The sequence below is a fragment of the Commensalibacter sp. W6292M3 genome (assembly GCF_016101315.1).
GTDB lineage: Bacteria > Pseudomonadota > Alphaproteobacteria > Acetobacterales > Acetobacteraceae > Commensalibacter > Commensalibacter melissae.
Map to the genome: position 1 here is coordinate 27,737 of NZ_JACFQT010000005.1, position 22,059 is coordinate 49,795.

The following is a 22,059-nucleotide window of genomic DNA, read 5'->3' on the forward strand; positions in this document are numbered from 1 at the left end:
ATATCCCCCTGTTAAAATATTTACGATTAAATATTTGCTTTTTTTTCTAATTCTGCGATTTTTTCCTCAAGTTTTTTGACATGTTCTTCTAATTTTTCTTGAGCGGCACGGGTACGGCTGGCAATTTCTGTAACAATTTCAAATTCATCACGTCTGACCAGTTGAAGGGTTGACAAAACCTCATCAACCCGTCCCTTGACAATGGCAGCAATCTCTTCCTTGATACCACTGAAAACAGAAAATACACTGCCAGAAGCATGAGAGGCATCGTCAAATATTTTTTTTGGATTAGGCATGATTTTTCCTTATTATTATTTCAAAATTAGTAAATTAGTATAAGTTAATCTAATACGTTATCAAAGTTATAATATAGCATGTTTTTTTTAATTTATAATTTATGTGTATGAAAACAATATGATTATTATCACTGGTGCAACAGGGTTTATCGGTTCTTGTTTACAGGCCAGACTCTATGATTTGAAAGAGAAGACGGTTGTAATTGACTGGTTGGGGGATGAGGGAAAATGGCGCAATATTGCAAATCATGTGCCAACAGATTTAATTTTTCCTGAATATATTGATGATTTTCTGGTGCAGCATTGCAAAGTAATAAGGGCTGTCATTCATTTGGGTGCAATTAGTGAAACAACGGCCCGTGATGGGGATCTGGTTTGGAAAACCAATGTCAATTTGTCAAAAAAATTATGGCATTGGTGCGCTTTGAATCAGGTAAGATTTATTTATGCTTCATCTGCCGCAACCTATGGGGGAGCCAATCAGCTGGAGGAATTTACAGATGAACCCAACCATATTGCAGATTTAAAACCCTTGAATTTGTATGGGTGGTCCAAACAGGTTTTTGATCGATTTGTATTGGAACAGGTTAGGAATCATCAACCTGTCCCCCCGCAATGGGCCGGATTAAAATTTTTTAATGTATATGGACCAAATGAATATCACAAGGGCAAGATGATTTCAGTTGTAAAGGTCAAATTTGATGATATTCAGAAGGGAGGTGTTCCCCGTTTATTCAAGTCTGATCGCGATGGTTTGACAGACGGTGCCCAGGCCCGTGATTTTATCTGGGTTGGGGATGTTATTGAAATTATTTTATGGCTTTTAAACAATCCCGATGTAAATGGAATATATAATTGTGGTACCGGACAAGCTAGAACCTATCTTGATTTGGCATATGCCGTCTGTGATGCGGTTGGCTGTAAAAGAGAGGTTGAATTTATAGATATGCCCCAGAGTTTGCAGGGACAATATCAATATTTTACCCAAGCTGACATGACACGTTTGAAAGTTGCCGGATATCAACGGGCATTTACCTCATTGGAAGAAGGTATTTCAAAATATATTCAGGGTTATCTTTTACGGCCAGACCCTTATTTATAAGGTCATATTTTTTAATGAAAGACAGGTTTTATGTCATCTCCCTTGTATTATCCTAATTTTGATCCTGTTATGTTGCATATCGGCCCCTTATCGATACGTTGGTACGCTATGGCCTATATAGCAGCATTGCTTGCCGGTTGGTTTTTGGTAAGACGATTGGTTCAAAGGGAACCCGTGGTTGCAACTGTTACACAAGTTGATGATTTTTTAACTTGGGCGACGTTGGGCGTTATTTTGGGGGGACGTTTGGGATATGTTTGCTTTTATCAGCCTGCTTATTATTTAACGCATCCATTACAGATCATTCAGGTATGGCATGGAGGAATGTCCTTTCATGGTGGTGCTTTGGGGGTTATATTCGCCTTAATAATATTCACCCGTTATAACCGTTTAAGTTTTCTTGGTTTTTCTGATCGTGTCACAACCGTAGTGCCTATGGGACTAGGATTTGGAAGATTGGCAAATTTTATTAATGGGGAGCTAGTGGGTCGTGAAGCTCCGGACTGGCTACCCTGGCGTATGATTTATCCCGGTGTTGAAGGTGCAAGACATCCATCTGAATTATATGAATGTTTTTCAGAAGGTGTGTTGCTATTTTTTATCATGCTTTGCTTGATTCAATGTAAAGCCATTCGAGAGCGGCCAGGATTTCTTTCCGGTGTGTTTCTATTGGGGTATGCCATGGCACGAAGTGTTTGTGAGTTGTTTCGTGAGCCAGATGCTTTTTTGGGTTACTTTGCTTTTGGTTTGACGATGGGGCAAATTTTATGTATCCCAATGGCGATTGCCGGGATATATTTCATTTGGCAGTCTTATCAATTGCCGAAATTGCAAAATTTGACAGTTTCTGAAAAGTAAAGGCAGAAATGAAGAATTGTTCAGAAATGCGATTGGATCAATTTATGGAAAAGGCAAATGCCGCCTATTATGAAAAAAGAGATCCATTTTCTGATTTTATTACTGCACCTGAAATTTCACAGATTTTTGGTGAATTGATCGCGGTTTGGATCATTACGGTCATTCGGTCCATGTCCAAACCAGACAAATTGGCAATCGTGGAGGCCGGGCCGGGCCGGGGGACGCTCATGATGGATATTCTAAGAGTTTTATTCCGTTCGGCTCCTGATATCTGCCAATATTGTACGGTTTTTCTGATTGAAACCTCGTCGCGTTTACGTCAAATTCAAGAAAATACATTGAAAAATTATGAAATTGAAATTCAATGGCTTGATTCTGTTTATGATATCCCGACTTTACCCCTGATTATGGTGGCGAATGAATTTCTTGACGCTTTACCCATTCGTCAGTTTATTTACAGGGGCGGAAAAAAATGGGATGAGAATTATGTTTCCCAAGGAAATATGTTTCATAAGCCTATATCCCAATTGCCTTTTTCACCTGTATTCCAGCGTCCTATAAAGGTTGGTGACACTGTAGAGGTAAATGAAGCTGGACAGGATATTGTACAATATGTTTCAGCACATATCTGTCATTATGGGGGGGCGGCTTTATTTATTGATTATGGGTATTCTTCCCAGGTTTGGGGAGACAGTTTACAGGCAATTGCAAACCGAGAAAAAGTCTCTCCTTTTGTTCCGCCCGGAGAGGCTGATCTAACTGCTCATATAGATTTTCCTTCCTTGAAAGAAATTGCAGAAAAACAGAATGTGACTGTTTACGGGATACAAACACAAGGTGCTTTTTTAAAGCAGCTTGGCATACTGATACGGGAAAAAATCTTATTGGATCATGTACCGATAGAACAACGAAATGAAATTCGGTCTTCTGTACAACGTTTGATTGACCCTACAGAAATGGGGGATTTGTTTAAAGTTATGGCAATTTGTAACGCTGAGTTATGTGCTCCACCGGGTTTTTAGGAAAACACACTATACTTTTTTATATTTCAAAAACAAGGTTAATTTAAAAGGGTTATAAATTTCATGAACTGTAAACCATTGGCCATTCAGCATTCCTTATTGTCGAATATTGTTCGGCATGGTTTTTTTACAAGAATAGGTGGGGTTTCTCAAGGAGAATATACTTCGTTAAATTGTGGTTTGAAATCAGGTGATAACCCTCATTTAATTATGGAGAACCGTAAAATTGTTGCTGAGTATATGAAGGTATCCTCGAATTATTTGTGGGGGGGGGTACAGATTCACAGCAATAAAGTTTTATGGATTACAAAATCGAATTGTATACCTGTTGAGGGGGATGGAGCCGTGACGACCGATCCTGATATTGCTATTAGTGTTGTTACAGCTGACTGTGCCCCTGTATTATTTAGTACAAAAACTGGTGATATTGTTGGAGCAGCCCATGCAGGCTGGCGGGGCGCAGCATGTGGAATTTTAGAAAATGTCGTGGATCAAATGGAGGCTTTGGGTGCGGATAGACAGGATATCATTGCTGTTGTAGGACCCTGTATTGCCGTGACACATTATGAAGTGCGGGAAGACATGCGTAATGAGGTTTTGAGACAGGATCCAGATGGAAGAGTTTTTTTTACCCCCGTTCGTGAAGGATATTATTTGTTTGATTTGGGTCGTTATTGTATTGACCGGTTAAGACGTAAACATGTGGGTATTGCGGCTATAACAGGAAGGGATACATTTATGGATACCACTCATTTTTTTAGTAATCGTAGACGTGTCATGGAACGGAAAGCGGTGTTTGGACATCAAATTTCAACAATTGCCTGTCGTTAATATTCGTAAGGGAAATCATAAAGATGCAATTTAAAAGTTTAAAGTCTTTTAAGATTGGATTCAGTTTTTTAGGTGTTTTATCTTTAATAGGTTGCATCCAGGTTCCACATCCATTTGAAAAAAACAAAACCACATCATTGACGACACCTCCTCCGTCAAGGTTAATTGTTCCACCACCTTCTAATTCAATGTTAAATGATAAAAACGCCCAGGGATTTGCCGAGGAAATGGCAAAGGCAATGTTGGAACAGACGGTTCCCGCAGTTGCACGACCTGCTCAAAAGGGGGACTGGATTTTATTGACCAAGGTGAGATCAGAAGAAGATATGATTATTCCTTCTTTTACAATTATTGCCCCTAATGGAAAAGTCGAAGCGGTGAGAAAAGGAATGCCCGTTTCAAAAAAGGATTGGATAAGTGGACAGCAGAGCATTTTTCATGATGTTTCAGAACAATCTGCGCCAATAATCAATCAGGTATTAACAGGATTACAAGCTCGGCAGATGGCAGCTGATCCACATAGTTTAAAACATCGGGCAGCCAAAATTTATTTCAAGGGTGTTTTTGGGGCTCCTGGAGACGGAAATAAAATTATTGCTCAGCAATTTGCTATTTCGTTTGCGGACAAGGCAAATGCTATTCAATATAAACCTGACCAGGCAGATTATACTGTGGATTGTCATGTCAGTGTAACAGATGGTGCGCAGGGGACACGTGGTAATCCGGTACAACATGTTGAAATTATTTGGCGGGTGACCGATAATAAGGGAAAAGAGGCGGGTAAAGTTTCACAAATCAATGATGTTCCTGCGCATCGTCTTGATCACTATTGGGGTGATATTGGCTCTGCGGTTGGAGAAGAGGCTGCTGGTGGGGTTAGGCAGGTCATCACTAATTATTCTGGTCGTGATAATCAGCCTTTGCCTGCAAATAATGCAAAAGAGTCCGCTTCTTCTAATGCACCAGAATTGAAAAATATTCAGATGCAACATAAATAATATGTTTTTTATGGTATAGATCGTTTTAACTGGTTCTGTGTGTTGGAGTTCGTTGATGAAAATTATTGCAGGGAATAGTAACCGTCCATTGGCAGAGGCGATTGCGGCAGAGTTGAAAATGCCTTTATGTGATGCGTCCGTACAACGTTTTTCGGACAAGGAAGTTTTTGTGGAAATCTACGAAAATGTAAGGGGTGAAGATATCTTTGCTGTACAAAGCACGAGTTATCCAACCAATGATAATCTTATGGAATTATTGATTATGTTGGATGCCCTGCGTAGAGGGTCTGCACGACGAATTACAGCTGTTATGCCCTATTTTGGCTATGCCCGGCAAGATCGTAAATCAGGTCCAAGAACGCCCATAAGCGCCAAGCTTGTTGCCAATCTTTTGGTTGAAGCAGGAGCGAATCGTATTTTAACACTTGATTTGCATGCAGGACAGATTCAGGGTTTTTTTGATATTCCTGTAGATAATTTATATGCGGCACCTCTATTCACACGTGATATTAAACACAAACATGCTGGTAAATCGAATTTAATGGTTGTTTCTCCTGACGTTGGCGGAGTTGTAAGAGCACGTCAATTGGCAAAAAGACTTGATGTTGATTTGGCAATTATTGATAAGAGACGTGAGCGTGCCGGTGTTTCCGAGGTTATGAATGTTATTGGTCGCGTTAAGGGACGTCACTGTCTATTGGTCGATGACATTATTGATAGTGGCGGTTCCCTTTGTAATGCGGCACAAGCTTTGATGGATGCGGGGGCAACTGGAATTGACGCATATGTGACCCATGGGGTTTTATCCGGCAGTGCCGCACAACGTGTTGAAGATTCCGTTATTGGAGAGTTAGTCATCACCGACAGTATTAAAATGACAGATGCAGTGCGTTCCGTTCGTAAAATTCGTCAGATTAGTTTGAATAATTTGATTGGTCGGGCCATTCGTGCCGTAGCGGATGAAAGCTCCGTTTCTTCTTTATTTGATTAATTATTTGAAAGGTATATCATTATGTCTCCTTTACTGCATCGGCCCTACTGGTATCTTCGTCATGGGCAAACAGATTGGAATGTATTAAATCTGTCTCAGGGTAGAACAGATATACCTTTGAATAATACCGGCATTAAACAGGCCATAACCGCAGGGAATGCGTTGGCTAGAAACTGGAACAATTTAGAATTATCCATTACTCAGATTATAAGTTCACCTCTTGGAAGGGCAAGACGTACAGCAGATATTGTGAAATCAATCATTCATGACAAAGTTGGTGTCCAATTACCATTGGAATTGGATGATGGGCTCAAGGAGGTGTGTTTTGGTGAAGAGGAGCAAAAACCTATGGGGCCATGGTATGACAAATGGATTTCAGGTGAATTTACGCCAAAAGGTGCCGAGCCTTTTTATGTTTTATGTAAAAGGATTAGCGACGCTGTAAATCGTTCTATACTGAAAGCTGGTGATGGTCATGTTTTGATTATTGCGCATGGAGGTGTTTTCCGTTCCTTGCGTTATATGATGGGATTAAAACCTAATGTAAGATTGGCCAATGCACAACCTTTATGTGCTTGTCCTCCCTTTCAGGGAGGTAAGTCCTGGTCTTTGGATCCTGTTTCTCTGGAAGCCTGATAGAGTTGGACTGGAAAGGGTGATACAATTTTTCTCTTTCCTGGATAGGGTTATTTATTGTGCAAATGATCGAAAGATGATTGCAACGGCTCGCCCGATTGACGCGGGAATTACACTTTGATGATCTTCATTTTCAAATTTTGTGCATGTTGTTGAAAGATCATCTATTTTTTTAAATGTTTCACAAGCTGCCAGAATACGAGAAACTTGCTGTTTTCTAAGAAGCTGCTGTTTTATTTTTGCGACTTGAGGAATTGATTGCCAATAATCAGGAAATTTCTGTTCATACTCTCCAACGGATAGGGATAGGGTTGGATGTAGTTTATGAACGTCAAGACTGGATTTAAAAGATTGGGTATGCTTGTCAATAATGCTTGGATCAAGCCATAAAGAAGGACTTGCGGCTATATAAATCTGATAGGAATCTGGATGATAGATAAGATTATATATTGTAAATAATCCACCAAAAGAGTGACCGAAGATGGCTTGTTTATGGTGATTAATTTTAAGATGTTTATCCAGTAGGGGTTTCAGATCATCTTGGATGAAATGATAAAAATAATCAGCCCCTCCAGTTTTGTATAAAATGGGGATCAAGGTATTTTGCGGTGGTGTTAAATCATAAGTTCGCAATTTAAGAATATTTTGATCTGGAGGATAGCCAATTCCAACAAGAACAGCATGATTTTTATGGATGTTATCCGGACGCTTTTCATAGGATCTTATTGTTTCCCGAACCGTGTCAAAAATACTGTTGGCATCTGTGATATAAATGATTGGATAACCATCTTCTGGGGGTGGTTCTTTTGGAATAGAGGCAAAAATCTTATAAATTTGTGATGTCTTTTTATTTTGCAGGTTAAAAGTGATAGTATCGTTGATTGTTAAGGGTTCGGTGGAAAGGCCAGCAAGGGGAGAACTACTGTTAATTGCCTTTACCGGACTGAATAACAGGAAATCCAGACAGACTAGTGTCAGATAGAACCAGAGGCGTATCATAAGATTATATCCATTATATTATTTGATAATGAAAAGAACATATTACCATTGTGCTCTTACCTGTCCCATTATAACGCGACGTGTTCCATAAAAACAGTTAACTTTTGATGCGCAAGCAACAACATATTTTTTATCAGCAATATTGGTTATATTCAGCTGTAATAAGGTGCTGTTAATTGTGGGAAAGCTGTTTTTAAGGTCATAATGTACCTGCATATCACCAATGACAAAGCTTGGGACCTTAAAACTGTTGGCATTATCCCCGAATGTATAACCATTGTAACGAATGCCACCGCCAATTCCAACACCCTTGAACATACCCTGTTGCAGATCATATGTTATCCATCCAGAAACCAGATTGGCAGGAGCTCCCAAAGGGCGGTTACCGATATTGTTTTTATTTGTGTCCGCACGGATCTGGATATCATTATAGGCATAGCTGGCGATAAGATTCAGTCCCGGCAATAATATTGCGCGAGCTTCCAATTCAAAGCCGCGGGATCGTGTTCTGCCTGTCTGAATATTGTAGGTTGTATGTTCCGGATCGGTTGTGGTTACATTCTCTTGTGAAATGGTATAGGCAGAACCTGTCACCATGATATTGTTATTAGGCTGGTATTTGATCCCGACTTCATATTGATCTCCCTTAGTAGGTTTAAAAGCCTTACCTGCAAAGGTTGTCCCGGGTGTAGGCATGAAAGAGGTGGAATAGGAGAAATAGGGTGAAATTCCATTTTGAAAATTGTAAACGATACCGCCGCGATAGGTTACAGCTCGATCAAAATTAGAGGCTGATTTTCCGCCATATTTGAAATTGGTCGAGGTGCCGACCCAGTCATATCGCCCACTCATAATAAACGACCAGTTTCTATAATTTGCTTGATCTTGAATGTAAACACCCAACTGGTTCTGGGATTGTGTTCCGTATGAAGTGATTAGGGGTGTAAAACGTGCGCCATAAACAGGATTGAACAAATCAAGGCTTGGAATGGCCGTATTGCCCAAGGCACGTTTGGAATCTGCAAGCAGATAATCAATTCCTGTAATCAGTATATGTTTTACATTCCCTGTATCAACATGAAACTGAAGGTTACTGTCGATATTATAACTGTTCAAATGTTCATTTGATATTGTCGCCATTCTTGATACAGTTGCCTGATCACTGGCAAGTCCCTTGATAGAAATGGATCGGAAATCTGAATCAAGATGCAGGTATCTGAACTTCTGATTGAATTGAATAAAATCCGTAAAATCATGGGTTAGATTGTATTCAAACATATATTGAGAACGATGATACTGATCAAAACCAGGTTCACTGGTGTTAAGATGTGTTGAAATCTTTCCATGTCGATTTGGCAGAACTGTACCTGACGCGGGAAGTGCGATACCATAAAGGCTATTTGGATCATACTGATATAAGAAACGCATGGATACAGAAGTATCATCAGTGGCTTGCCAACTGATCTGGGGCATAATGGCGATATGGCGTTCCTTGGCAAAATCAACCTGTGTATCTCCATACCGTCCCACAGCTGTTACCCTATAGGAAAGTGTCTTGTCTTTGTTTAAAGAACCGCCAGCATCACCCATAATGTCTCCATAATTAAAGGAGGCACCACTTGCCCTCACTTCATAAGAGTCTACGGGACGAGCTTGTTTCATGGTCATATTTACAAAACCGCCTGGGCTGGCCTGTCCATAAAGTACGGAGGCGGGTCCGCGCAGGACTTCAACGCTTTGCATTAAATATTCATCAAAGGAAGGAACGGCATATGACATGCCACGTAAAAGACGAAGACCATCAAGGAACTGGACATAATTGGCATTTCCCCCAAATCCTCCAAACCCTCTTAAATAGATACTATCAAACCGTCCGCCTGGCCGACTTCCTGCAGAAATACCCGCACTGTATGCAAGTGCATCTGAAACGGTCCTGGCATTTTGGTCATCCATCTGTTTGCGGGTGATGATGGTAATGGATTGGGGAACTTTTCTTAATGGACTGTTTGTCTTGGTAGCAACATCAGAATTGGTTTCAACGAATGGATTGTAATTGCGTTTGCCAACGACGGTTATTTTTTCATTATCCTTGTTTTCTTGATCTTCCTTGGAATAGGCTATTGGGTCTGCAAAAATTGTTGTAGAAACGATTAATAAAGAGAATGTTACGGTAAAATGAGTAAATCGCATAGATCAGATTTTCTTGCATAATTTGAGAATGATTGTAATTATTATTTTCAACAAGAAAGAAAATCAATTTGTATTTTACTTAAAATCTTCAATTAATTTAGAAAGATATTTGCACTTTTCCAGTTTATTAGGTAAAGAGGATAGTGCATCAACACCCCTGGAGGTTGATGTTTCAGTTTTGCCTTATTTACTAGGAGTTATAACGTGGCAAGAAATTTTGTTGAATTAAAAGTATCGATGCGTGCGAAGGCTGGTAAGGGGGCAGCGCGCGCAACCCGTCGTGAGGGACTGGTTCCTGCTGTTGTATATGGTGGCAAATCAGAACCGGCCATGATTGCCCTTGATCCGCGTCTTGTTATGCGTGAATTGGGAAAATCAGGATGGCGCTCTCAACTGTATCAATTGATGGTTGATGATAAGAGAACAGTTGCCTTGATGCGTGCCGTGCAATTACATCCCGTAACCGATCGACCATTACATGTGGATTTCCAACGTATGGTTGCTGGTCAGCATATTCGCGTTGAAATACCGGTCACTTTTGAAGGTGAAGAAATCGCCCCTGGTGTAAAACGTGGTGGTGTTGTAAATATCGTTCAACATTCTGTTGAAGTAAACTGTGACGTTGAACATATTCCAGAAGCCTTTATTGCTGATCTTTCCAAATTGGATATTCACGATAATATTCGTTGGTCTGATTTAAAAGGTGCGGATAAAGTTACGCATACAAATCAGCATGAAGAAGATTTTGTAATTGCAACTATTGCGCCGCCAACCGTTGCAGTTGAAACAAGTGAAGAAACTTCGGAAGAAACATCTGAAGAAAAAACGGCCGAAGTTTCTACTGAAGAATAGTTTAACGAAAGAATAGATCATGTTACTGTGGGCTGGGCTTGGAAATCCCGAGCCTGGGATGCAGGCAAATCGTCATAATATCGGTTTTATGGCGTTAGATCGAATTGCTGAACGTCATGGATTTTCTCCATGGCGTAAGCGGTTTAAGGGCGAAATTGCCGAAGGTATTATAAAGGGTGAAAAAATTCTTTTACTAAAACCTATGACCTATATGAATCTTTCTGGTGAAAGTATTCAGCCTTGTATCGCTTTTTATAAAATTCCACTTGATAACCTTTTTGTATTTCATGATGAAATGGATTTGGTCCCTGCCAAGATACGGATTAAAAAAGGGGGAGGGGCGGCTGGTCATAATGGTTTGCGTTCTACGGATAAAATGCTTGGCAGTCAGGACTATTGGCGTGTGCGCTTGGGAATAGGGCATCCAGAAGACAGATCTCAAGTTGTACGTTATGTTTTGGGAGATTTTTCAAAACAGGATAGGGAATGGCTTGATCCATTTATTGATGCAGTTGCGGAAAAGGCATCATTGTTAACTGAACGAAAAATGGACGCTTATCTATCCAAAGTGGCTTTATTGTTAAAAGGATAAAAAAAGATATGGGGTTTAATTGCGGTATTGTTGGATTGCCTAATGTTGGAAAATCAACATTATTTAATGCGTTAACGGCAACGGTTGCCGCTCAATCGGCGAATTATCCATTTTGCACCATTGAACCTAATGTTGGACGGGTTGCTGTCCCCGACCCGCGTTTGACTATTTTATCAGAAATTACGCATTCTCAAAAAATTATTCCCACAAGCTTGGAATTTGTTGATATTGCAGGTCTGGTTAAGGGAGCTTCACGTGGAGAAGGGCTCGGAAACCAGTTTTTGGCGAATATCCGAGAGGTTGATGCAATTATCCATGTTCTGCGTTGTTTTGAAAACGATGATATCACGCATGTTGAAGGGTCTGTGAATCCTATTCGGGATGCTGAAATTATCGAGACAGAGTTGATGATTGCAGATTTGGAAAGTTTAGAAAAAAGAACGGTTGCTTTACAGAAAAAAGCCAGAGGAAATGATAAAGAGGCTCAGGCCACTCTTGAATTAATTGAACCTTTGATCAAGGCCCTGCAGGATGGTAAGCCGGTTAGGGATGTCATTCCTGTTGGCGAGGAGAAGGCCATCGCCCGATTACAGCTTCTAACGAGCAAACCTGTTTTATATGTGTGTAATGTTAACGAAGAAGCCGCCGCAACTGGAAATGGGTATTCTCAGCAGGTTATTGAAATGGCAAGAAAACAGGGGGCTGAAGTCGTTATTGTTTCTGCTGATATCGAGGCAGAGGTCAGTCAGTTGGGTAAAGAGGATCAGACAGAATTTTTATCGGGTCTGGGCTTGGAAAATAGTGGTCTCGATCGTGTTATTGCTGCAGGATACAGATTGTTAAATCTGATTACCTATTTTACATGTGGTCCAAAAGAAACCCGTGCTTGGACAATTTCAGAAGGAACCAAGGCCCCGCAAGCGGCGGCAGTTATTCACAATGACTTTGAACGGGGATTTATTGCCTGTGAAACGATCGCTTATGATGATTATGTTAAATATAAGGGGGAAGCTGGAGCAAAAGAGGCCGGTAAAGTTCGAATTGAAGGAAAAGACTATATCGTTCATGATGGAGATATTTTATTGTTCAGATTTAATGTATAATCTGCAATAATGTATTTGTTCAAAATTATAAAGGAGTAGGTGGAGTGAATCGTAATTCTGCCTTATCTCAATCGAACTCGATCCAACAATTGGCTAGAAAGGTTAAAAAAGCTTCTTATTTATTGGCCCACAGCTCACTTCAACAGCGTAACAAAGCTTTGCTTTGTGCAGCAGAAGCGCTGCGTGCTTCAATGAATGCCATCCTGTCTGTTAATTCTGAGGAAGTGGAGAAAACAGAAGTTGGTGAAGCCTTTAAGGATCGTATGACATTGAATGAAAATCGATTGGAGGCAATGGCGCAGGGCTTGGAGGCGATTGCGACGTTACCTGATCCTTTAGGAAAAGAGCAGGCTTGCTGGACAAGACCAAATGGACTGGAAATTAGACGAGTTACCGTTCCTCTGGGTGTTATTGGCATGATTTATGAAAGTCGTCCCAATGTTGGTGCTGATGCGGCAGGTATTTGTATCAAATCTGGTAATGGTGTTATATTACGAGGTGGTTCCGAATGCTATCAAACGGCAATTCTAATCCATCAGGCCATGCAAAAGGGTGTTCAGGAGGCCGGCCTTGATCCTGATATAATAGCCATGGCACCGGATAATAATCGTCAACATGTGAAAGACATGTTGCAGGCCGTTGGATTAATTGATGTTTTAATCCCTCGTGGGGGACGATCCCTTGTTGAATTTATTCAGAAAGAGGCCCGTATACCTGTTTTGGCTCATGCAGCTGGATTATGTCACACCTATATACATGGGTTGGCGGATTTCGAGAAAGCACGTGCTGTTTTAATAAATGCAAAAATGCGTCGAACAGGGATTTGTGGTGCCACTGAAACTTTATTGATTGATCAAGCTGTAGCCAGACAATATTTACCCAAATTAGCCGATGATTTAATTGAGTTGGGATGCCGTCTGGTCGGAGATACTATGGCAGTGAAAATTGATTCCCGTATCGGTGTGGCAAAGGAAAATGATTTTGCCACAGAATGGCTGGATTCGGTGTTATCAGTTAAGGTAGTTAAAAATATTTATCAGGCAATTCAGCATATATTAAAATATGGTAGTGGACATACCGAGGCTATTTTAACCGAGGATAAAGAGGTTGCCCGTTATTTTATGGATCATGTTGAGAGTGCTGTTGTTATGTGGAATGCCTCCACGCAATTTTGTGATGGAGGTGAATTTGGGTTTGGGGCCGAAATTGGCATTGCTACAGGTCGTTTACATGCACGAGGACCTGTTGGAGTTGAACAATTAACAAGTTATCGTTATGAAGTTATTGGAAATGGACAGGTGAGACCTGTATGATATCAATACCGACATGGGGTGATCAGAGAAATATAAAGGTTGGATTATTAGGCGGATCCTTTAATCCTGTTCATAGTGGTCATTTACAACTGGCTCGTCGGGCTTTTACCATTTTACAATTGGATCAGGTATGGTTGATGGTATCTCCGGGAAATCCTTTGAAAACCGGAAAAGAAATGGCTTCTTTTTCGGAACGTTTTCAAGGGGTACAAAAATGCGTTGATGGTCGGCATATCATTGCGACAGATATAGAAAGTCGGTTACATACACGGTATAGTTACGATACGTTGAAAAAATTATATCAGCGCTTCCCAAATTGTAAATTTGTTTGGCTGATGGGCGCTGATGGATTGTCACAAATGGCATTCTGGTCAAGATGGCAAAAGATTTTACGGCTCGTGCCTATAGCAATTTTTCCACGCCCTCCTTATATTTATAAGGCTTTAAACGGAAAGGCTGCACAATGGGCCCGCTCATATCGGTTGTCCTCACAGAAAGCTTCGGTTTTGGCAAGTTATAAGCCGCCAGCTTGGGTATTTGTTCCATCTCCAGAAAACAAAATTTCAGCCACAGCTTTAAGGGCTCAAGGAAGATCAGGTTTATAACGGTTACATGTAAATATTAAACAATAGAAATAGGGTTATTAATGAATCAAAATAATTTATCGGAAATATTACAACAAAACAGACAACAACATGATATCAATGACAAAACGATTGTAGATATCAAAAAATTGCAGAAATGCGTCAATTTGATTATTGAATCTTTGGAAGGAGATAAGGCGGAGAATATTGTTGTCATTGATTTGGTGGGAAAAGCTTCATTTGCAGATCGTATGGTTATTGCAACAGGTATGGTGGATCGCCAGATCATGGCAATGGCTGAACATCTTGACAAGATTTTGTATGAACAGGGAATTAGAAAGATCGCAATAGAAAAAAGCAGTGATTGGGTTTTATTAGATACAGGAGATATTATAGTTCATTTGTTTCGAGCAGAGGCAAGAGAATATTATAATATTGAACGTATTTGGGGGGTTGAAATTCCTGAATTTTCTGAACCTGATCAAGTCTAATTTTTCTATGTTTTCAATTATTGCCATTGGCAAAATGCGGGATAGGGCAGAACTGGATTTATTCAATCGTTATGCCAAACGTATTCGTCCCAGTTTGGATCTAATCGAAATTAATGAAAGCAAAGGTCAGCCTATTGAGACCAAGATAAAGGACGCTCAAAATCTTTTGAAGGCAGTTCCAGAAAAATCCTTGATCATTAGTTTGGATGAGGGTGGAAAACGTTATAACAGTTTTGATTTTGCAATGCATATGCAAAAGTGTTTGGAATTATCTAAATCAATTTCATTTTTAATTGGCGGGGCAGAGGGATTGCACGCTTCTGCAATCAAGACCTCTCACTCTGTTATTTCATTGGGAAAGTTAACCTGGCCTCATATGATCGCCAGAATCTTGTTAACTGAACAAATCTACAGGGCTCAAATGATCTTGTCGAGACACCCCTATCACCGACAGGGTCGTCCGTAGGCTATTTTAAAGAGCGGTTAGGGGCGTCAGATCCAAAGAGATCACTGTCAGAAATGTTTGGCGCCAATGCAACTTCAGTTGTTGTTTTTGCTGTAGCGGCGTCAGCTGTCCACGTCCGTATATTTCCTTTTGTATTTTCACGAATAATAGGACGGGTTGTTTCCTGAGTGGATGGATATATAAATCCATGAGTAGGATAGATACTTCCAAAGGCATTTTTATTGCCATTTAAAGCCACACGAACGGCTGACCAGTCATTGTTTGCGGATACATCTATGACAGGTGTATTATGACTGATGCCTCTTTGCGCCCAATGAGATTGGTCGATTATGATTGTTCGCGAATCAACCACTTGTTTTACGACGGCAACATGTCCCAGGGGCATTCTTCTGGTTGGACGAAAACTCAAAACACTATTTGCTTCCGGAGTGTTTCCACGTTTATAGACGCCTTCCGCATTATTCCACCAGTCCCTTGCATTTCCCTTTAGTTGAATGTCAGAAGCGGATCGGGCAAAAGCGACACACTGAATGACATGACCATAAGATTTGTGTTTGAATTTATAGGGTCGGGTTCTGAAATGTGAATTTCTTGTATGATGAGTGGCAGAAACCTTGTGAACATTTGCTTTTTTATGGATTCTTTTATGTGTATGATGAACAGGGGAACGTGCCTCTACATTTGTTGACACAGTGTAAAAAGATACAAGGGAAAAAAGTAGAATTTTAATTCTTCTGGGAATAACTGGTTGAATCTTTTCCATTGGAATCCTGGTAGGTTAGGGCTTGGATTTTACGACGAACAAAATTTACTTATACTGATCTGTATATCAAGGGCAATATTAATTTGGCAGTTTTTTATTTTTTTAGAAAAATTTCTCCAAATGTGTTTTGTTATGGTGCAAAATAGCAACGATCGTATAGTTAAGGTTATTATTTGAATATTTATTTATATTTGTATAAAGAATGAATATTGTTGAAGTAACAAGCTATAAATATTGAGGGTGAACACGCTTTGTTTTTAGAAATGTCCAGTTTGAAAATAGAAATTATTCCGGTTACACCCATCTATCAAAATTGTACACTAGTCTGGAACAAGGATAATAATATCGGAGTTGTAATAGATCCGGGTGCATATGTTGATACGATTCTTTCTGCAATTCAAACCAATCATATAGATATACAGGCTATTTTGTTAACGCATGGTCATTTTGATCATGTTGGTGGGGCTATGTTGTTACAGGAAAAACTTGTGCAAATATATAATAGAGCGGTTCCTCTTCTTGGTCCATTAAAAGAGGATTTGTTCTTGTTAAGTAAAGTTGTTGAAAACTGTAACCATTTTGGTTTTCCCACTTCAGAGATTCGAGATGTTAAACCATCGCGTTTTTTAAAGGATAAAGAGCGTTTGACATTTGATGGAATAAATTTTGAAGTTATTCATATTCCTGGTCATACGCCAGGTCATATAGTTTATTTTGAACCTTCTGCACGTTTGTTAATTACCGGAGATACTCTTTTCAAGGGCACGATAGGACGTTCTGATTGGGAATATGGTAATGGAGCTCTGCTGATCAAAAGCATCAAAGAGCGTTTATTAACATTGGGAGATGATATTTACTTTATACCCGGGCATGGAATGGGTAGCACCATTGGTGTTGAAAAAAAGACTAATCCATTATTAACTTAAAAATTCAGGATGTCTAAAATGAAAAATTTTTTTTTCCGCTATAGTTCAGTATTAGTAGGAATTGTAGGATTATTTACAGGAATGAGCCGGGAGGTTGTTGCAGAAAATCCCGATCATGTAATAAATAAAGCGCAGGCTGAATTGGCAAAAGAACCTCTGACAATTTCCTCTAAAGATGGAAGAAAGCATAGTTTTATAATAGAAGTTGCGAAAACCCCTAAAGAGCAAGAGATAGGGGAGATGTTTAGAACTTCAATTCCTGAAAATGGCGGAATGTTGTTTATGTGGCCAGCCCCGCAACGTAGCATGATGTGGATGAAAAATACACTTGTTTCCCTGGATATGGTTTTTATTGGTGCGGATCATCATATTCAAGCAATTGCTGAAAATACGGTTCCATATAGTTTGGCTCCTGTCAGTAGCCAGGGTCCGGTCATCGCCACCTTGGAGTTGAAAGGTGGGATAACAGAAAAATTGGGGATCAAGGTAGGGGATGTGGTTGATAGTGCAATTTTTGATAATTCCATATCAAATGAAAAAAAATCTGTACAAAATCAATAATAACAGTTTAGAAAATAAAAAAATCTGCTGGAAAAAAATACCAGCAGATTATAAAACAAATTATGTAAAACAAAATTTCAGACAAAAGCTACTTGGCGTGTAACTTGGATGGATAGGGTTTATGTGCCTCCAGGAACCATAGTTGTTGATCCATTGCACGGGACACCTCGGTAAACAAGTCAGAAGTATCCGCATCACCAGCCTCATCAGCTTCATCAATAGCTTTACGAAGGGCATTGGCATAGATTGCAAATCGTTCAGAAAGTGCGGTCAAATGGTCATCGACACTGATGATATCTGTTGGATATTCAGCAATGCTTGAATTCTTGGCGATTTCCTGAGTTGTTCCCAAGGCTGTTCCACCGATGGCGGCAATTCTTTCAGCCATTTTATCATTCAGCTCGTTTTGTTCACTGCGGAAATCATCCATCATTTTATGAACGCCTATAAAATTGTGTCCTTTCATATTCCAGTGGGCCTGTTTGGTAATAAGTGCGATATCAAGACCATCCGCAAGACGGGCATTTAATAGTTGGATAACAACGGTTTTAGTATTGGAATGCAAATTATTACGAGTAGGATGTAGCGGGTATTTTGTTTTGGTCATTAGACTATCTCCTAAAATAATTATTTGTAAGAATTATAAAATATTTTAAGTAATGATACAATAATAGTTTATTTTTAATTATGAGTTGTCGATTTTATTTAATAATTAATTAATATTTATTTATGGTAAAGTTAAGTTTTTAGAAAATAATTAAGCAGGGCTTCAGACTTGAAGATCTGGGATAATTCTGATTATAATCCGTTTTTTATAATTTTAAGTGACAAGAGCTCAAAAGTGATTTTTTTGATTACGGGTGCGGCAGGATTTATCGGTTTTCATATTTCAAAAAAATTGTTAGAACGTGGTGAAACGGTTATTGGTTTGGATAATCTTAATGATTACTATTCCATCGATTTAAAAAATGCTCGATGTGACAGATTAAAAGAATATAAAAATTTTATTTTTCATCAAGTTGATATTTCTGATCAAGAGGCGGTAACCTCATTATTCAATAAATATAGAAATATTAATTATATAGTTCATTTAGCCGCACAAGCGGGGGTAAGATATTCCCTGAAAAATCCTTTTGCCTATATCCAGACCAATGTTACAGGACAGTTGGTTATATTAGAGGAAGCACGTAGATTGGAAAAACTGGAGCGCATTTTTTACGCTTCATCTTCTTCCGTCTATGGGTTGAATAAAAAGATTCCTTTTAGTGAAAAAGATCGCGTCGATAAACCGGGTTCGGTTTACGCGGCTTCCAAAAGGTCTGCCGAATTATTGTCCTATAGTTACAGTCATGTTTATGGCCTGAAACAAACGGGATTACGGTTTTTTACAGTATATGGTCCATGGGGTAGACCTGATATGGCATACTATATATTTGCAAGGGCAATTGAACATCAACAGCCAATCACATTATATACAGGGGATAATCTTTCACGTGATTTTACCTACATTGATGATGTAGTGGGTGCATTAACAAGTTTATTTGATTGTTCTACCTTGGAGGATTATGACGTATATAATATCGGGAATAATTGTCAGGAACGGGTTGAAAAACTTATTGTATATTTGGAAAATTTTCTCGGTAAGAAAGCATTGATCAATTATGTAACTCGCCCTAATACGGATATTGAGGCGACACTTTCAGATATCAGCAAAATCAAACAAAAAACGGGCTGGTTACCTAAAACAAACTTAAAAAACGGTGTCGAATATTTTGTCAGATGGTTCAAGGGGTATATTTAATATCGATTAAGATCTGGACTGATTATTGTCCAAATCTTAAATTCTAAATAAATCAGGCTATATGTAATTGTTGTTGATACTCTGATTTTTCATTAATATAATAATCATGGGATAGTACTTGGATTATCAATATGCCCGGTTTGTCAGCTTTGCTATTGTCAATATTTATTACAGCATTACCATTAGTCCAGCGAGCATTGGCATTTTCCCGTGTATGCCAGCCATCCAAGGTATGAGAGGAGAGGTGCTCTGTTAGGGAGAATGCTTGGTTTTTACGCAAAAGCGTCACATTTCCAATTAAAACACCGAGTATGCGACGGTCATCAATGTAGGGACCGATAACCCGGTTTGGGCAGCTCGCACGAGAAACTAAACGTACATATACGGTGTCTGGTGGAATCTTAAAAGCAACATATCCTTCTTTTTGATATAGTTTGGTCAAAGTTATTCCAGTATTGGTTACTAGGCGCAATGCACTGTCATTGGTGATGCTTTTTTCAGGCAGTTCAATTTTATAACCTAAATCTTTAGCCCTATCCATTAAGTGACTGAAAATAGGCTCAACCAATTCCTTTGTTGTTCCCAAGGGAGCTGCTGAATCAATATTCCAGCTTTTTCCCCGATTGATAATGCTGATCACTTTTTGGTCGTGATTGAATACGGAGCGATGTCCTGTATCCAGATAGCTTTCAGTCAGAGCGCCATCAGCTTTGATGATCGCGTGTTTTTCAGTTTCAATGTGATAATAGGTATATTCTTTAATTGAATGATCATAAAAGATGGTGGATCCATTAACCAGCATGCGGACCGGAATGAAATGATTCTTAAAGAACATGCAATGTTCGGCTGTAATCAACATATCCTTAAAAGGAACACCATCAGCGATCGCATTTTTGATAATACGTACAGGATATCCGGCATTCTCGTCATTAAGGGTTGTTTTGACTTTGATTGTACGATGACCTACCCAAATAACAGAAGACGGTTTTTCTTTACCGTCAAGATAGGTGATTATCTGGTCCCCCTCTTTAATATGTTCAACGGCTATTAAACCCTTGAGGCTGGCTATCATCGTGCCTTCCAAGAAACAAGGATCGGAATTGTCCTGGTTGTTGATTATACCACCGTTTACCAATACCTGGTATGTTCCGGCACCCTTGTCAACACCAACATAAGATCCATCAAAAACACCCCCTTGGGTTAAATCGACAACTCGGTTCTGACCGCTCGAATTTGATGCGCAAAAAGGAGCGGTGGCAGATTGATAGAAAAAATCATGCTTCGTAACAGAGCCTTTTGCGCCATTGTAATTAATGGAATAAAAGGTGTTATTTTCTGTTACTGCGCCAACGTGATTATTAATGGTGCTGTTTGATAATATGGAATCCTTAAGAGTCCCATAATTATTAATAGTGGAATCAGCTGATCTTGTATTTATTGTTACCCTGAGATGTTCAACAACAGCTCCTTTATTGATGGTCAAGGAATTAATGTCCACAAGATTGATAGGGCCTTCAACGATAATTTTCGTGATATTATTTGTATAAACTGTTCTACCAGTTTCCGGATCCAGGCTTGCAACCCAGTCTCCACCGATAAAAACAGGATTTTCATTCGATCTTACCAATGTTTGGTTTATATTATTTATATAATTATTTTTTACATCTATGTTACCAAATTCTGTACCGCCATTTAATGTGAAATTACCAACTGTTGGTTCACCTTTGATAATAGGATTTATTATTTTGGCATTATTCAGTAAATTGAAGCCACTGACAATGCCATTGTCAGGTGTAAAATGATAGGCACCATTAGCAGAGATAAGATGTGAATCATAAATCTGCCCGTTATTATATCCACCAAAAGTATCATTTTTTGAAATGCCTTGGATACCCTTGCATATGTCTGCCATATTTATTGATGTATACGTGTTGTTTTGAGATAAACCACCATCTTCAATATTTAACCAGGCGTTATAAACATTTGAATTTTGAAGTATTCCACCATTTTGAATGTCAACGGTTGGCCATTGTCCATCACTGGTAATTACTATCAAATCAGTGGCAACCGCACCATTCTCTACAATTAATTTACCTCCAGATATATTGATGGGTCCTTCATAAATACCATCAGGTGCGCCAAAACAAGTATCAGCACCGGTGACTTTGTACATTGTTTTGCCGGTTGCCTGGTCATAATAAGCATGAATTGTCGCATTGACGAAGGTGGTATTCTGGTTATGAATGGTTACCATTCTACGAGTAATATGATAATTTCTATCTTGTATAATTTCTTCCTCTATTTTTGAGGATTTATTATTGTCTGCCATTATATATTAATTCTTTCTAAAATGTTTCGAAACAATTTCCGCAATATCGTTGCAGTTTATTTAATATTTATAATTCTTTATAAGTAATATTTACGTATTTATAACATTTTGTAAACAGAATAATAATTATTAAAGGCATATATATTTAAAAAAACATGGTTACTTTATAAAAGGCTTGGTATTTATTTGATTCTGTAAGTGTAGTTTCTTATAACATTATGAATATTAATAAAATTTTTAAAAAAATAATTTAACAAAATTAAAAATGATGGAATCGGAGATTTGGATGTATTGTTGGCTGGGTTATGGTTATTTAAGGTGTAAGGTCTTGATAACCTATTATTTTTGTTATTGG

23 protein-coding genes are annotated in these 22,059 nt (G+C 39.0%); 17 read left to right on the forward strand and 6 right to left on the reverse strand.

What is annotated here, in order from left to right; translation table 11 throughout:
• Nucleotides 1-26: 26 nt before the first annotated feature.
• Nucleotides 27-296: an accessory factor UbiK family protein gene (locus tag H3T57_RS08550; RefSeq protein ID WP_122122936.1), complete on the reverse strand. Its 270-nt coding sequence runs from the start codon at nt 294-296 to the stop codon at nt 27-29.
• 118 nt (nt 297-414) lie between these two features.
• Between H3T57_RS08550 and rfaD the strand changes: the two genes are divergently transcribed.
• From rfaD to H3T57_RS08585, 7 genes are all read left to right on the forward strand, one after another.
• A complete protein-coding gene (gene rfaD / locus H3T57_RS08555) occupies nt 415-1,398 on the forward strand; it encodes an ADP-glyceromanno-heptose 6-epimerase (protein ID WP_155564915.1) in 984 nt (327 codons plus the stop codon).
• A gap of 30 nt (nt 1,399-1,428) precedes the next feature.
• A complete protein-coding gene (lgt, locus tag H3T57_RS08560; RefSeq protein ID WP_155564916.1) occupies nt 1,429-2,256 on the forward strand; it encodes a prolipoprotein diacylglyceryl transferase in 828 nt (275 codons plus the stop codon).
• Nucleotides 2,257-2,264: 8 nt separating this feature from the next.
• Nucleotides 2,265-3,278 (forward strand): class I SAM-dependent methyltransferase, encoded by a 1,014-nt coding sequence (locus tag H3T57_RS08565; RefSeq protein WP_198194071.1) that lies wholly within the window; start codon nt 2,265-2,267, stop codon nt 3,276-3,278.
• Between the two features lie 63 nt (nt 3,279-3,341).
• Entirely contained in the window at nt 3,342-4,109 is a 768-nt protein-coding gene (gene pgeF / locus H3T57_RS08570; RefSeq protein WP_198194074.1) for a peptidoglycan editing factor PgeF, read from the forward strand.
• 23 nt (nt 4,110-4,132) lie between these two features.
• The gene (locus tag H3T57_RS08575) at nt 4,133-5,107 is read left to right on the forward strand and encodes a hypothetical protein (protein ID WP_155568806.1); all 975 of its coding nucleotides are present in this window, start codon (nt 4,133-4,135) and stop codon (nt 5,105-5,107) included.
• Between the two features lie 55 nt (nt 5,108-5,162).
• On the forward strand, nt 5,163-6,098 hold the full coding sequence (locus H3T57_RS08580) for a ribose-phosphate pyrophosphokinase (protein ID WP_110439573.1): 936 nt from the start codon (nt 5,163-5,165) through the stop codon (nt 6,096-6,098).
• 21 nt (nt 6,099-6,119) lie between these two features.
• Nucleotides 6,120-6,734: a histidine phosphatase family protein gene (locus H3T57_RS08585; protein ID WP_198194076.1), complete on the forward strand. Its 615-nt coding sequence runs from the start codon at nt 6,120-6,122 to the stop codon at nt 6,732-6,734.
• Between the two features lie 54 nt (nt 6,735-6,788).
• On the opposite strand, the gene H3T57_RS08590 is transcribed toward H3T57_RS08585, so the two are convergent.
• Together H3T57_RS08590 and H3T57_RS08595 are read right to left on the reverse strand one after the other, a co-directional pair.
• Complete coding sequence (locus H3T57_RS08590) at nt 6,789-7,733, reverse strand: alpha/beta hydrolase (protein ID WP_198194079.1); 945 nt, start codon at nt 7,731-7,733, stop codon at nt 6,789-6,791.
• Nucleotides 7,734-7,775: 42 nt separating this feature from the next.
• Nucleotides 7,776-9,923 carry a TonB-dependent siderophore receptor gene (locus H3T57_RS08595; protein ID WP_198194081.1) on the reverse strand — a complete coding sequence of 716 codons (2,148 nt, stop codon included), beginning with the start codon at nt 9,921-9,923 and terminating at the stop codon, nt 7,776-7,778.
• A 204-nt stretch (nt 9,924-10,127) separates the two neighbouring features.
• Here H3T57_RS08595 and H3T57_RS08600 point away from each other — a divergent pair, with 204 nt between their 5' ends.
• Genes H3T57_RS08600 through H3T57_RS08630 form a run of 7 tightly spaced genes read left to right on the forward strand, consistent with a single transcriptional unit; the run spans nt 10,128 to nt 15,324 of the window.
• Entirely contained in the window at nt 10,128-10,775 is a 648-nt protein-coding gene (locus H3T57_RS08600) for a 50S ribosomal protein L25/general stress protein Ctc (protein WP_255412384.1), read from the forward strand.
• A 19-nt stretch (nt 10,776-10,794) separates the two neighbouring features.
• A complete protein-coding gene (pth, locus tag H3T57_RS08605; RefSeq protein WP_198194083.1) occupies nt 10,795-11,367 on the forward strand; it encodes an aminoacyl-tRNA hydrolase in 573 nt (190 codons plus the stop codon).
• An 8-nt stretch (nt 11,368-11,375) separates the two neighbouring features.
• A complete protein-coding gene (gene ychF / locus H3T57_RS08610) occupies nt 11,376-12,470 on the forward strand; it encodes a redox-regulated ATPase YchF (RefSeq protein WP_198194085.1) in 1,095 nt (364 codons plus the stop codon).
• A 44-nt stretch (nt 12,471-12,514) separates the two neighbouring features.
• Nucleotides 12,515-13,783, forward strand: coding sequence for a glutamate-5-semialdehyde dehydrogenase (locus H3T57_RS08615; RefSeq protein ID WP_198194087.1), 1,269 nt, complete (start codon nt 12,515-12,517; stop codon nt 13,781-13,783).
• Nucleotides 13,780-14,388 (forward strand): nicotinate-nucleotide adenylyltransferase, encoded by a 609-nt coding sequence (locus H3T57_RS08620; protein ID WP_155571593.1) that lies wholly within the window; start codon nt 13,780-13,782, stop codon nt 14,386-14,388. Before H3T57_RS08615 ends, H3T57_RS08620 begins: the two co-directional genes overlap by 4 nt.
• 41 nt (nt 14,389-14,429) lie before the next feature.
• A complete protein-coding gene (gene rsfS, locus H3T57_RS08625; protein ID WP_198194089.1) occupies nt 14,430-14,858 on the forward strand; it encodes a ribosome silencing factor in 429 nt (142 codons plus the stop codon).
• A 7-nt stretch (nt 14,859-14,865) separates the two neighbouring features.
• Nucleotides 14,866-15,324, forward strand: a complete 459-nt coding sequence (locus H3T57_RS08630; RefSeq protein WP_198194091.1) for a 23S rRNA (pseudouridine(1915)-N(3))-methyltransferase RlmH — start codon at nt 14,866-14,868, stop codon at nt 15,322-15,324.
• Nucleotide 15,325: 1 nt separating this feature from the next.
• Here the strand turns inward: H3T57_RS08630 and H3T57_RS08635 are convergent, their stop codons facing one another.
• On the reverse strand, nt 15,326-16,087 hold the full coding sequence (locus H3T57_RS08635) for a CHAP domain-containing protein (RefSeq protein WP_198194093.1): 762 nt from the start codon (nt 16,085-16,087) through the stop codon (nt 15,326-15,328).
• Nucleotides 16,088-16,350: 263 nt separating this feature from the next.
• On the opposite strand from H3T57_RS08635, the gene H3T57_RS08640 reads away from it, so the two are divergent.
• A complete protein-coding gene (locus tag H3T57_RS08640) occupies nt 16,351-17,013 on the forward strand; it encodes an MBL fold metallo-hydrolase (protein WP_122122950.1) in 663 nt (220 codons plus the stop codon).
• 81 nt (nt 17,014-17,094) lie between these two features.
• Entirely contained in the window at nt 17,095-17,574 is a 480-nt protein-coding gene (locus tag H3T57_RS08645) for a DUF192 domain-containing protein (protein WP_198194102.1), read from the forward strand.
• Nucleotides 17,575-17,662: 88 nt separating this feature from the next.
• Here H3T57_RS08645 and dps read toward each other — a convergent pair whose 3' ends face one another.
• Nucleotides 17,663-18,181, reverse strand: coding sequence for a DNA starvation/stationary phase protection protein Dps (gene dps / locus H3T57_RS08650; RefSeq protein ID WP_155564929.1), 519 nt, complete (start codon nt 18,179-18,181; stop codon nt 17,663-17,665).
• A 234-nt stretch (nt 18,182-18,415) separates the two neighbouring features.
• Between dps and H3T57_RS08655 the strand changes: the two genes are divergently transcribed.
• Complete coding sequence (locus tag H3T57_RS08655; protein ID WP_198194095.1) at nt 18,416-19,375, forward strand: SDR family NAD(P)-dependent oxidoreductase; 960 nt, start codon at nt 18,416-18,418, stop codon at nt 19,373-19,375.
• Between the two features lie 52 nt (nt 19,376-19,427).
• Here H3T57_RS08655 and H3T57_RS08660 read toward each other — a convergent pair whose 3' ends face one another.
• Nucleotides 19,428-21,704, reverse strand: a complete 2,277-nt coding sequence (locus H3T57_RS08660; RefSeq protein ID WP_198194097.1) for a Hint domain-containing protein — start codon at nt 21,702-21,704, stop codon at nt 19,428-19,430.
• Nucleotides 21,705-22,059 lie beyond the last annotated feature (355 nt).